At 38.0% G+C, this 13,253-nt stretch carries 9 protein-coding genes and 1 tRNA gene; 6 read left to right on the top strand and 4 right to left on the bottom strand.

The features are described 5' to 3' along the window. From ACNARN_RS12305 to ACNARN_RS12290, 4 genes are all read left to right on the top strand, one after another. Nucleotides 1–2,860: Ig-like domain-containing protein (locus tag ACNARN_RS12305; protein ID WP_416304509.1), on the top strand; the 2,860-nt coding region annotated here is incomplete at its 5' end. Nucleotides 2,861–2,962: 102 nt separating this feature from the next. After that, a complete protein-coding gene (locus tag ACNARN_RS12300) occupies nucleotides 2,963–4,216 on the top strand; it encodes a TolC family protein (protein WP_198621027.1) in 1,254 nt (417 codons plus the stop codon). Between the two features lie 24 nt (nucleotides 4,217–4,240). Further along, nucleotides 4,241–6,406, top strand: a complete 2,166-nt coding sequence (locus tag ACNARN_RS12295) for a type I secretion system permease/ATPase (RefSeq protein ID WP_198621028.1) — start codon at nucleotides 4,241–4,243, stop codon at nucleotides 6,404–6,406. A gap of 16 nt (nucleotides 6,407–6,422) precedes the next feature. Further along, the gene (locus ACNARN_RS12290; RefSeq protein WP_198621029.1) at nucleotides 6,423–7,682 is read left to right on the top strand and encodes an HlyD family type I secretion periplasmic adaptor subunit; all 1,260 of its coding nucleotides are present in this window, start codon (nucleotides 6,423–6,425) and stop codon (nucleotides 7,680–7,682) included. A gap of 178 nt (nucleotides 7,683–7,860) precedes the next feature. Here the strand turns inward: ACNARN_RS12290 and ACNARN_RS12285 are convergent. From ACNARN_RS12285 to aspA, 4 genes are all read right to left on the bottom strand, one after another. Further along, nucleotides 7,861–7,936: transfer RNA gene (locus tag ACNARN_RS12285), tRNA-Phe, on the bottom strand. A gap of 296 nt (nucleotides 7,937–8,232) precedes the next feature. Continuing rightward, the gene (gene dicD / locus ACNARN_RS12280; RefSeq protein WP_099074569.1) at nucleotides 8,233–8,805 is read right to left on the bottom strand and encodes a division control transcriptional repressor DicD; all 573 of its coding nucleotides are present in this window, start codon (nucleotides 8,803–8,805) and stop codon (nucleotides 8,233–8,235) included. A 183-nt stretch (nucleotides 8,806–8,988) separates the two neighbouring features. Then, nucleotides 8,989–10,314: an anaerobic C4-dicarboxylate transporter gene (locus ACNARN_RS12275; protein ID WP_198621030.1), complete on the bottom strand. Its 1,326-nt coding sequence runs from the start codon at nucleotides 10,312–10,314 to the stop codon at nucleotides 8,989–8,991. A gap of 158 nt (nucleotides 10,315–10,472) precedes the next feature. After that, entirely contained in the window at nucleotides 10,473–11,897 is a 1,425-nt protein-coding gene (gene aspA / locus ACNARN_RS12270) for an aspartate ammonia-lyase (protein ID WP_109374261.1), read from the bottom strand. 374 nt (nucleotides 11,898–12,271) lie between these two features. Here aspA and ACNARN_RS12265 point away from each other — a divergent pair, with 374 nt between their 5' ends. Together ACNARN_RS12265 and ACNARN_RS12260 are read left to right on the top strand one after the other, a co-directional pair. After that, nucleotides 12,272–12,778, top strand: a complete 507-nt coding sequence (locus ACNARN_RS12265) for an FxsA family protein (protein WP_198621031.1) — start codon at nucleotides 12,272–12,274, stop codon at nucleotides 12,776–12,778. A 169-nt stretch (nucleotides 12,779–12,947) separates the two neighbouring features. Continuing rightward, nucleotides 12,948–13,241, top strand: a complete 294-nt coding sequence (locus ACNARN_RS12260; RefSeq protein WP_036914050.1) for a co-chaperone GroES — start codon at nucleotides 12,948–12,950, stop codon at nucleotides 13,239–13,241. Nucleotides 13,242–13,253: the final 12 nt, after the last annotated feature.

Here is a 13,253-nt window from a genome sequence, read left to right as displayed (position 1 = left end):
TACGCTGACGGCAGATGAAGTGACAGCGGGTAAAGCCGAAGTGACTATTCCGGCAGATAAAGTGACGGCTGACGGTAACTATTCTGTTACGGCTGAAATCACCGATCCTGCGGGTAATACCAGTGGAAAAGGTCAGCCAACCGACTTTACGGTCGACACTCAAATTCCAGGCGACACTGACGGTGACGGCGTGGTAGATACTACTCCGGTGGTGACTATTCCAGAAGCAGCTGATGGCGTGAATGCCGACGAGCTAAAAGATGGCGTACAAACCGAAGTGACCGTGCCAGCAGGCAGTGCGGAAGGGGATAAACTCACCCTGACGATCACCAAACCTGATGGTAGCACTGACACTGTTGAACATACGCTGACGGCAGATGAAGTCACTGCGGGTAAAGCCGAAGTGACTATCCCTGCGGATAAAGCAACTCCGGATGGCAATTATTCTGTGAAAGCAGAAATTACCGATCCTGCGGGCAACACGAGTGGTGAGGGTAAGGCAACAGACTTTATGGTCGATACAGTTGCACCATCAGCACCAGTATTAAATGCGGAAGATAATGGTTCTGTTTCCGTTGAACTGCCGGGGGATGCAAATAAAGGTGATACCGTAGAAATTACCTTTGAGGATGAAAATGGTGATAAACAGACTGTAACAATGGAGAAAGGGGATAATGGCTGGACATCTAGTGATCCTAATTTGATCCCAGACAGTCAGGGTAATAACACTACTATTCCATCTGATAATGTAAAAGATAACAGTGAAGTGACCGCAGTTGCTAAAGATCCAAGTGGTAATGAAAGTGATCCGGCAACAGCAACATCTAAAACAGATGTGTTACCGACAGTGAGTATCAGTGTTGATACAACATCAACGGATAGCAAAGGGGATAAGATTAGTGCAGATGCCTCTGTTTCCGGTGAAGTAACTGAAGTTCCTGCAACCGTTGAAGACACAGATGGTACTACCGGATTAGTGTATACCGTTGCTTTGGATTCTGTTGCAGCACAAGATGTGACTGTGACAATAACCTTAACAAATGGTGTGGGTCATGCCAGTGCGCCAGATTATTCAACGCTTGCAGGTTCTCAGCACGACGGAAAAATTGTCCTGCATGGTGACACAGGCAAAGTAACGTATGATGGTGCATCAACAGTAACGGTTGTTATTCCTGCTGGCTCTAAGAGTGTTTCATTTATGGTTGATCCAACAATGGAAGCTAACCAAAATGCATTTAATGCCGAGGGTATGGAAAAAGTGGTTGCAACCATTACGGGAACATCTGACAACGCTACAGCCGCAACAGATATAGTAAATAATGCGGGTGCTTCAGCAACGGGTGTTATTTATGATGGTAACCCGATTTCATTACGTAATCTGGATGGTGATTTTACGCTGAAATATTCGTTATCCTCATCTAAAGCGGGAACAAACGATTTTGGATATACCATCGGTGTTAACAGCGGTGATGCTGATCCTATGTTAACAACTGATTATAACGATACAATTTATGTTGGTTATTATCAGGATGGTAGCGAAACTTCATCATACAGCAATGTGGCTAACTCTTCAGATAATGGACCTGATGGTACAAAAACAGATGGTAATCAAAGTATTACAACTGTTGATTTAGGGGCTGGTGATGATCTGATGGTGGTTCGCGGTAATATGTTAGCCAATACCCGAGTCTATGCTGGTGAAGGTAATGATACTTTTACTATGGATGGTATGAATACGGCGTTGCGTGTTATGTATGCTGGCAGTTATCTCTTTATGGAATCTGGTGATGACACCGTTACGATTAAACGTACAGGGGTAACAAATGCTGGCCAAATCTATCTTGGCTCAGGCAGTGATACTTTTACCCAAGGTGATGCTAATTCTCAAAATAATACTGAATTATCTGGTTTATTAGATCTGGGGAGTGGTACTCAAGCTAAGTCAAATCTGCCAAAAGAGTATCTTTCTGTTTATCAGGATGGTGGCAATTTCAGTCTGGGTAATGACAATAATATTGACGCGGTTACGGATGTTAATACTGTCACTATTTATGGTTCTGTATCTGGTGAAATTCTAGGTGGATACGGTAGTGATAATATCACTATCACTAAAAACCTAACTGGTAATGTTTCTGTTGGTGATAATGCTGATACCTTAACTGCTGGGTGGATTTATGGTGGTGCTACTGTTTCTATGGGGGACGGCAATGATACTGTTACCGTTACTGAGGGAGCATATAACACAACTATTTCACTAGGGGCAGGAGATGATGTATTTGATTCCACTGGTGCAACTTTAGGTTCAGCTGCGACGACCATTGATGGTGGTGACGGGAATGACACAATCAAAATAGGCACTATTTCAAATGGTAAAATAACCATTGATGCGGGTGCTGGTGATGATATCGTTGTTCTGACAAAAGACTATGATCCTAAACCTATTGGTAATCAGGGTTATATTAATGGTGGAGAAGGTAGTGATACTCTGGTTCTGACAGGGACTATTTCTGTCAATCTGGCGACAGGGAAAGATGAAGGTATTGCTGGCTTCGAGAAAGTTGATATGACTGTTGGCAGTGATCTGAAAGTAGATAATGCATCTCAAACCGTCAAATTAACAGCATCGGATGTATTGGGAATGAATGCAAATTCAACGATTTATATTTCCGGTGATGCTAATGATAAAGTTGATTTAGGGGCTGACGGAGTTAACACCTTAGGGACATTTACCGCTACAGCCACAACAACTAAAGCAACTGCATTAGATGGCACTGAGCATACTTATACGCTTTACAGTAGTGCAAGTGGTGCTAATGTCTATATCGATAATAATATTATTGATAATGGAGGTGTTTTCTAATTATCTGTTTTAATTAAATCTAAGGCTGCTCGTTCGAGCAGCCTTATTATCCAATCATAAATTTCTATATTTAGATTGTATTTTTTATTAGAGGTAATATCTGTGTTTTCTATAAATAAACTCAAAATAATAACGTTTGTTATTTTTGGAGGCGTATTATTTAATTCACATGCGAATTCTTTAAAATATATATTAAATAACTCATTAAATAATGCGCCCGAATTATTAGAAGCTAAAGCCGATATAGATATAGCGGTTGCAAGAGTTAATCAGGCTAGGGCTCAACATTTTCCCGTAATAAGCGTCACTGGAAATAAATTATTAGGACAATATCATCGTGATGAAAGTGATTATGATAATAATAGTTTTACTCCAGGACTAAGAGGAGAATTAAATCTCTATTCTTTTGGTGGAATAGAAAATGATGTTGAACGTAATGAAAAAGAACAGCTCTATTATCAATTTAAATATAGCGAAACGAAAGAAAATGTCGCTTACACCATATCAGATCTCTATTTAAAAGCATTGTTAGCCAAAGAATCTATTGCGGTAAAGAAAAAAAGCTTAGATAGGCATAATAGAATTATCTCTGAATTAAATGTGATAGCCCGTAATGATGAAGGGCGTATTTCTGAATATGTTCAGGCAGAAGCAAGAAAAATATTAGTAGAGCAAGATATTAACTATTATGAAAAAGAATTAATGACAACGCTGAGTACGTTATCAAAATATACAGGGTTTCCGGTTGGAGAGAGTGATCTTGTCAATCCTTTTGATGGAATGACAGTCAGTGATATGTATAGAGAATTCACTGCGGAAAATAATAATCAAAATCCGGCCTATCTTGTGAGCCAAGCCGATATAGACGCTAAAAAAATGGGCGTTAAAGTTGAAAATAAAAAACAATTACCAAGAATTAATTTAACTGGAAATATGACTAAAGATGATCGTCAGATAGGTATTGATGTGACATGGGATATTATTAATTTTTCATCATTATATTCTGTTGATGAAAAAGTAAGTCAGTTAAATGCGGCTCAACAGAGAATGGATAGGGTTATTCGAGACATTGAAGAAGCAAGACGTTTATCGGTAATTAATATCCAAAAAAGTACTCAAAAATTAAAGATATTAGATGCACAAATTTTATCATCGACAAAAGTAGTCGATTTTTATCAATTACAATTTAATGTTGCACGCCGTTCTTTGTTAGATGTTTTGAATGCAGAAAAAGAGTTATCTGATGTTGAATTATCTTACGCCACAACATTGGGCGATCTCAGACACGGGATGCTTGATTATTTGTATGCACAAGGAACACTTTCTCGCTGGGCACTTAATTCACTCACACACTAATAAATTAAGGTAAATATTGTAGTTATGAAATTGATCATAGAAGGTCTTTCTCTTACAACTCAGTTATTAGGCACACATTTATCCGTGGCTACACTAACTGCGCATACAATCCGTACCGCAAAGATGGGAATTGATTTTTCATCACTGATTGAATATCTGAAGAGTGAAGGATTTGAAAATACATTATCACAACGTTTATTAGATGATATTCCCTCTCTGGCTATGCCAGTATTATTATTATTAAAAAATGAAGAGAGTGCCGTTTTAACAGAAATTTCATTTGATGAAACTGGGCAACGTAAATATAAAATTCAGCAAGTCGATGGTTTATCTGTTTGGTTAACTCAATCAGAATTAAATGAAAAGTATTTAGGTTATTGTTGGTTTATTAAGCCTCGTATCGCAACAGATGTACGTTCAGAATTGCCCGAATATACGATGCCTAAGGCATGGTTTTTTAAAGTTATTTGGCGCTTTAAAAAATATTATTATCAAATTATTCTCGCCACTTTTGTGATTAATTTTCTAGCACTTGTTAGTTCATTATATGTCATGAATGTTTATGACAGAGTGATACCAAATAAGTCATATCAAACTCTCTGGGTTTTAAGTATTGGTGTAATTCTTGCAATATTATTTGAATTTACAGCAAAGATGATCCGAGGACGGTTAACTGATATTGCTGGTAAAAAAGCTGACCTAATTATCAGCTCGGCTTTATTTAGAAAGGTTACCAATCTTAAATTACAGGAAAGACCTATATCATCTGGTTCCTATGTTAATAATTTACGAGATTTCGAATCTGTCCGTGATTTTATGACGAGTGCGAGTTTATTAACATTAGTAGATATGCCTTTTTTAATTTTATTTGTATCTGTAATTGCGCTTGTTGGGGGCAATTTAGCTTTTGTACCACTTACGATAATTCCACTGGTTATTATTGTTGGGCTTTTAGCTCAAATACCTTTATCAAAATATATTAATGAATCGATGAAGGAATCATCTCAAAGACAAGGATTAGCAGTAGAAGCTATTGAAGGTATAGAAACGTTAAAAACGAATAATGCAATGAGTTGGGCACAAAAGCGTTGGGATTATTACACGGCAAAAACAGCTTCTTCATCAATGAAAGTTAAAAATATCAGTAATTTTGTTATTTATTTTGCTGTTATGATGCAACAGTTAAATACGATATTTTTAGTTATTATCGGTACTTATTTAATTCATAGTGATGATCCCGCAAATAAAATTACGATGGGGGCTTTAATTGCAACAGTTATTTTATCCGGTAGAGCATTATCACCATTAGGGCAAATTGCGGGTTTAGCTATACGTTTTCAACAGGCTTGGGTCGCATTAAAAGGTGTAAACGGCATCGTTGAAAGACCTTCAGAACGTGAACCTGATAGGAAATATATTACGTTAAAACAAATGAATGGAAATATAAAATTCCAAAATGTTTCATTTGCTTATAATCAAGATAGTAGCAGTGTAGTGAAAAATTTATCATTTGAAATAAAGCCGGGTGAAAAAGTTGGAATACTTGGGCGTATTGGCAGTGGTAAATCAACGACTTTAAAATTAGCAGCTGGGTTATATCCGACGGAACAAGGGAACATCACACTAGATGATGTCGATATTCGCCAAATAGATCCTCATTATTTGCGTAATCAGGTGTTGTTATTAGAGCAGGAACCAAGGCTATTTTTAGGTAGCTTAAGAGAGAATCTTGATTTAGCTCGTATGGATGGTTTTTCTAGTGATCAAGATTTGATTGTAGCACTAAAGCGATTTGGTTTAGATAAAGTCATTAAAAAGCATCCAAGAGGCTTAGATATGTCCTTGGGGGAGAATGGGTTAGGTCTTTCTGGTGGGCAAAAACAAATTGTTGCTTTGGCTAGAATGACGATGAGAAATCCAAAAGTTGTCTTACTTGATGAACCAACAACGGGACTTGATCAATATTCAGAAATTCAGGCATTAAATGCCATTTCAGCATGGTGTCGCACAAGAACATTATTAGTTGTTACTCATCGACCTCAGGTTCTGAGTATCGTCAACCGAATAATTGTTGTTGATAACGGTAAAGTTGTGATGGATGGCCATAGAGATGCGGTTTTACAGCAGTTAGCTAAAAATGAAAAAGAAAAACAAATGACTGTTCACTCAAAAGCCAAAATAGATAAGTAAGATTGAGAACGTTGAAATGAATGAATTAAATAAAAAACAAGTGACGCCTCCAAGTCATTCTAAAGAAGCTTTTTCTAATAAGGATTTAGCACTTCTAAATGACTTACATGCAGCACTTCAGCACGAAAAACATCATAAGAGCTTTATGATGATCACAATGTTGCTGATTTTTTTGATTATTTTTGTTATTTGGGCATGGAACAGTAGTCTTGAAGAAGTTACTCGTGGGCAGGGTAGTATTATTCCCAGCAGCCGGGAACAGATCATTCAGACACTGGATGCCGGAATATTAAAAAGCATGGAAGTCAAGGAAGGGGATATTGTTGAAAAAGGACAGGTATTGCTGACTCTGGATGATACCCGTTCCTCGGCTATTTTGAGAGAGAGTGAAGCGAAAGTTGATAATCTTGAAGCCATCCGAGCAAGACTTAAAGCGGAGGCATATTCTACTGAACTAAAATTCCCTGAGGGATTAGCCGCTGATTTAGTGGCGCGTGAAACAACGGTATACAATATACGTAAAGAGGCGCTGGGATCAGGGGTAAATAATTTACAAAAAAGCAAAGCTTTATTAGACAGAGAGATCGCAATAACAAGACCTATTGTTGCACAAGGTGCGATGTCTGCCGTGGAATTGTTGCGAATGGAGCGACAGTCAGCCGATATTCAATCTCAGATAAATGAAAAGAAAAATAAATATCTAACGGAAGCAAGTGCTGAATTAGTTAAAACGGAAGCAGAATTAGCTCAGGCAAGGGAAAATATGGCAGGGCGTGCTGATCCGGTCGAACGAGCATTAATACGGGCTCCATTAAGAGGTATAGTCAAAAATATACGTATTAATACTGTTGGCGGAGTAATTTCAGCAGGGCAGGATATTATGGAAATTGTCCCATTGGAAGACCAACTATTAGTTGAGGCTTATATCAGCCCGAGAGATGTTGCTTATGTCCGTACAGGAATGCCTGCATTAGTCAAACTAACTGCTTATGATTACGCTATTTATGGTGGATTGGAAGGTATTGTTACTTTAGTTAGCCCAGATACATTGCATGATCAAAAGAGACCTAGTGATTTAAAACTCAATCAAGATGAAGCTTTTTATCGTGTGTTAGTCACTACACAGAGTAGTCATCTTACTGACAAAAACGGAAAGGAATTACCTGTCATTCCAGGGATGATTGCTGGTGTGGATATTAAGACGGGTGAAAAAACAGTATTTCAATATTTGATTAAGCCAATAACTAGGATGAAACAAGCATTACAAGAAAGATAATTCTATTTTTAATATTATGCAGTCTTGTTCATATAATAAGGCTGCATTAGAAATAATATTTTAAGAGAACAAGAAAAGTCATAATGCAATAAAGGGATTGTCTCGTTTGAAAAGAGATATTGAAAATTATGAAGAGTAGAAAGCAAAAAACCAGCCCTAAGGCTGGTTTTTCTAAAGATGGTGCCCGAACTCGGAATCGAACCAAGGACACGGGGATTTTCAATCCCCTGCTCTACCGACTGAGCTATTCGGGCTAACGAGGCGCATTAAACCGTATTCAGCGTGATGCGTCAACGTCTTTTTAATAAAAAATGCAAAAATAAGTTTGTTTGCTTTCTTTTTACTCTATTCGAGTTTAAATTTTCATCATAAGCTATTTTTTAGTAAAAAATGCTTAAATAACAATCAGTAAAGATATTCACTTTTTTGCATATCAAAGAGAAAACCTTCTCTTTTTTTGATGATTAAATTTGTTTTTTGCTACTCTACAGATAGAAATTGAGTACAAACAAAAAAACAGATCATTTGTCTCGTTTTCTAACGCTTACAACTAACTTAATGCACCATTTTTTCGGCATTGAGCAATCTTAAGAATATCTTCTGCCAATAATTTTGCTGTAATAATATCATCAGCATGATGATTCACCATTAAACGGCTTAAACAGCCTTCTAAGATGAGCTCCATCTGTTTGGCAACTAACTCGCTATCTTCGATATCAAGCTCGCGTAGTAGCGTTCTAGAGTAATCAAATGAGCTTTGTTTTTGACGTTGGCTTAATTGGTGGATTTGAGAGTGCTCATCAGGATATGCGCTACAAGCAGCAACAAATAAACAACCTGGGAATCGGTTTTTTTCTAAACGCATAGCGAGTTGATCGTAACGTGCCAGTAGTTTTTGTTCGATAGTGAGTTCTTCATCTAACATTACTTGGCGTTGCCAAATATCAATTTGCTGTCCGTGGTGGCGAAGACAATCAAAAATCAATGCATCTCTATCAGGCCAGAAAGGGTGAAGATCAGATTCGTTGATACCCGAATCTTGAAGAAGCTCAGGTAAGGTTGCAGCTAAGCCGTATTGCTCTAATTGGATAAGTACGTGGTCTAATAACGCTTCACGTTGCACGGAAATCTCCTTAAATCACGTTGTCGCGAGAACATCATAATTAGCAGACTTTAGCTAAAAATGAAAGCGAGGAGCGATAAGCTAAAATGAAAATACCCCATCTTGCGACAGGGTATTTTCTTATTTTTTATTTCTTTTAAGTGCTAAGCACTTTTTTGCAATGTTTTAATTTTTTACTTCAAACTACAAAATCATACCGCCGAAGAGGAAACCAAATCCGACAGCTAATACCACACCAATAGTACCTGGGATAAAGAATGGGTGGTTGAAGACTAATTTACCGATACGAGTTGTACCTGTGTCATCCATTTGAACTGCTGCAACCAATGTTGGGTAAGTTGGCAGAATGAACAGACCAGAAACCGCAGAGAAAGAAGCAATTGCAGTTAATGGAGTTACACCTAATGCTAAAGCCATTGGCATTAACGCTTTCGCTGTTGCTGCTTGAGAATATAACAGAGCAGAACAGAAGAAGAAGATAACTGCTAATAACCAAGGATGGCCAGTGATTAAGTCACCCGCAGTCAGTTTGATCCAATCGATGTTACTTGAAACGAAAGTATCACCTAACCATGCAACACCCAGAATACAGATACATGCACTCATACCTGCTTTAAAGGTGCTTGAGTTTAGGATGTTGTCAGTTTTCACTTTACAGAAAACTGTGATTAAGGTTGCAACACTCAGCATGATGATAAGAATGGCGTTAGTGGTGTTCATTAACGGTTCTTTCACGATACCTAAGCTTGGGCTGTTGATAATTGCATAAGTTACAACACAGACAACACCCAGTAAGAACAGCATTACAGATGATTTAGCACCTGATAATGTTTCTCTACGTTCTTGGCTACCACGTAATTCAACCAGACCTTGTTCTAAACGCTCACGATAGACAGCATCATCAGACAGTTTTGAGTTAAATACCCAAGACACGATAAATGACATCAGAATGATAGCAAGGAAAGTTGCTGGTAATAAGATAGACAGCAGAGTGATATAACTTACAGTGTTACCTTCACCCACCATTGCAGGGTTTTCCATGACAGAAGCCATGTAAACAACAGCCGCAGAGATAGGAGATGCAGTAATACCGATTTGAGCTGCAACAACACCGGTTGATAAAGGACGGCAAGGTTTGATGCCTTGTTCTTTTGCAACTTCAGCGATAACTGGCAGTGTTGCTAAAGAGATGTTCCCTGTACCTGCAAATAGAGTTAAGAAATAAGTCACAATAGGCGCAAGAATTGTGATGTATTTTGGATTGCGTCTTAACAGTTTTTCAGTTTGGCCAACAAGATAATCCAAACCACCAGCAACCTGCATCGCAGAGATTGCGGCAATAACAGCCATAATGATGGAGATAACATCAAAAGGGATTGAACCAGGTTTAACACCGATAGCAGCTAAAACTAAAACCCCTAAACCACCGGCAAACCCGATACCAATTCCCCCAAGTCTCGCACCGAGGAAAATGGCCAGCAGAACGATAATCAATTCTACGGCTAACATAGCGTTTACTCCTTGAGATAATTAAAAAAATGAGAAAGATAAGTTAAATTTTTGTTTTTACAATCAAGTAAAAAGGCACGTCCCTTAAAGAGTCCGTGCCTTGTATTTTTAAGAGCTCATTCTTATGTTTAACATGGTTATGTTATGAAACATAATTATTAATCATCAAAGCGTTTTGCTTTGTAAGCCGGGTTTTTTAAGTTCTCAACAGAGAAGATATCATCCAGTTGTTCTTCGGTTAATAAACCACGTTCTAGAACAACTTCACGTACACTCTTACCTGTTTCTGCACAAATCTTACCAACGATGTCGCCGTTATGGTGACCAATGAATGGGTTCAGATAAGTAACGATACCGATTGAGTTAAATACGAAGTGTTCACAGATTTCTTTGTTCGCAGTGATACCATCAACACATTTTTCTACTAAGTTACGGCAAGCGTTGCTTAACAGAGAAATTGATTCGAACATTGCTTGACCAATTGCAGGTTCCATTACGTTTAATTGTAATTGACCAGCTTCAGCTGCCATAGTGACACAAGTGTCATTACCGATAACTTTAAAGCAAGCTTGGTTAACAACTTCTGGAATAACTGGGTTTACTTTAGCTGGCATGATTGAAGAACCTGCTTGTAGTTCTGGAAGATTGATTTCTTTCAGACCTGCACGAGGACCAGAGGACAGTAAACGTAAGTCATTACAGATTTTAGACATTTTCACAGCTAAGCGTTTTAATGCACCGTGAACCATGACATAAGCACCACAGTCAGAAGTTGCTTCAATTAAGTCTTCTGCTGGAACACAAGCTAAACCAGTTACTTCTGCTAATTTTTTAACAGACAGTTCTTGGTAACCAGGCGCTGTATTCAGACCAGTACCGATAGCTGTTGCACCTAAGTTCATTTCTAACAGTAACTCAGCAGTGCGTTTCAGGTTTTTGATTTCTTCTTTCATCAGTACAGAGAAAGCGTGGAATTCTTGACCTAAAGTCATTGGTACAGCATCTTGTAATTGAGTACGACCCATTTTCAGGATGTCTTTGAACTCAACTGCTTTTCTATCAAAACCTGCTTTCAGCAGTTCGATAGATTCTGTTAATTTGATAATAGAGTTATAAACCGCTACACGGAAACCACAAGGATAAGCGTCGTTTGTTGATTGGCTCTTATTGACGTGGTCATTTGGGTTCAGGTATTGGTATTCACCTTTTTGATGGCCCATTAATTCCAGACCGATGTTTGCGATAACTTCATTGGTATTCATATTTAATGAAGTACCTGCACCGCCTTGGAATACATCAACTGGGAATTGATCCATGTGTTTACCTGTTTCTAATACTACGTCACAGGCTTTGATAATCGTATCAGCGATTTCACGAGGAATAGTGTGAAGCTCTTTGTTTGCTAATGCAGCAGCTTTTTTCACCATTACCATACCGCGAATGAATTCTGGAACATCATTGATGGTACGATCACTGATGTAGAAGTTTTCAATTGCACGTAAAGTGTGGACGCCGTAGTAAGCATCAGCAGGAACTTCTCTTTTACCTAACAGGTCTTCTTCGATACGAGTTTTATTTGACATGAGAACCTTCTTATTAAAATTTTAACTGTCTAGTTATGCGCTTGTTAATAAAATATATCGTTAACGGTTAATAATGTAATATAACTTACCGTTTTGCTTGGTACTGACACGATCATATTCGGGTTGTGAACAAATACCTTTAAGCTGGATCACTTTATACGTAAATAACCTCTAAATATTTTCTTTTTGTGATCTATCTCATGGATTTTGCAGTTCTACTTCTCTTTTTAACGCCCCTTGAAAAGGAGTGTTAGGCTCCCCATTATTATGTAGATAAACTAAGAAAAAGCGAGTTCGTAAACCATCACCTTAGATGTAGTTCACACTCCTTTCTATTAATAATATGAATCTTTTTTTATAAAAAGGAGAACCAAGTGCGTTGGCTCCCATTAATTGTTATCTGCCTTCTTATCTATATAGAAGCCGTTATTTTCGTCAATGTGGCATCTTCTATTGGCGTTCTTACAACACTATTCCTTGTGGTGCTGACTTCTTGTGTTGGTGTCTCACTGGTAAAAAATCAGGGCGTAAAAAATATTGCTTCAATGCAACAAAAACTTGCAGTGGGTGAAGTGCCAGCAGCAGAAATGGTGAAAAGCGTTTCATTAATACTGGCAGGTATTTTACTGTTGATCCCAGGCTTTTTTACAGATTTCTTGGGCTTGCTGTTGTTATTACCACCATTGCAAGCACTATTAGTGACGAAACTGATCTCTCGAATTCAAATTTATTCAGCAGGTCATGGTCAAAGTGGATTTTCTTCTAATCAGAATGGATCAACCTTTGAAGGCGAGTTTCAGCGTAAAGAGGATTCTCCGAGTAACCAACTGAATAATAAGACGGAAGATCAGGATAACGACCATTTTTCTGACAAAAAATAATTAGCCCAAAGCATAATCAACTGAAATGGGGAAAATTTGAAAAAAAATCACACTTCTCCCCTTGAAGTTTTACTGGATGCCCCCACCTGTATCGTCATGGTACTGGTTCATCTTGGGCACTGGTATCAACCTTAATCCTGATATGGACTTTTTTATAGGAGCACTATTAATGAAGATTCGTCCATTACATGACCGTGTTATTGTTAAACGTAAAGAAGTCGAAGCTAAATCAGCAGGCGGTATCGTACTGACTGGCACTGCGGCGGGTAAATCAACTCGTGGCGAAATTTTAGCCGTAGGTCAAGGCCGTATTATGGAAAACGGCGACGTTAAACCACTGGATGTTAAAGTTGGCGATATCGTAATTTTTAACGACGGTTATGGCGTTAAAACAGAAAAAATTGATAACGAAGACGTGCTTATCATGTCTGAAAGCGACATTTTAGCAATTGTAGAAGAATAATTTTTCTCTTTT

Origin of the sequence: Proteus sp. TSJ240517, assembly GCF_047921575.1 — a bacterium.
Lineage (GTDB): Bacteria > Pseudomonadota > Gammaproteobacteria > Enterobacterales > Enterobacteriaceae > Proteus.
Note: the sequence above shows the minus strand (reverse complement) of the source record. Positions and strands in the feature narration are given on the sequence as shown.

Excerpts from the sequence above, each read along its gene's own strand:
- ACNARN_RS12295 (WP_198621028.1), top strand. The coding sequence starts at position 4,241 with ATGAAATTGATCATAGAAGGTCTTTCTCTTACAACTCAGTTATTAGGC.
- aspA (WP_109374261.1), bottom strand. The coding sequence starts at position 11,897 with ATGTCAAATAAAACTCGTATCGAAGAAGACCTGTTAGGTAAAAGAGAA.
- ACNARN_RS12290 (WP_198621029.1), top strand. The coding sequence starts at position 6,423 with ATGAATGAATTAAATAAAAAACAAGTGACGCCTCCAAGTCATTCTAAA.
- ACNARN_RS12260 (WP_036914050.1), top strand. The coding sequence starts at position 12,948 with ATGAAGATTCGTCCATTACATGACCGTGTTATTGTTAAACGTAAAGAA.
- ACNARN_RS12275 (WP_198621030.1), bottom strand. The coding sequence starts at position 10,314 with ATGTTAGCCGTAGAATTGATTATCGTTCTGCTGGCCATTTTCCTCGGT.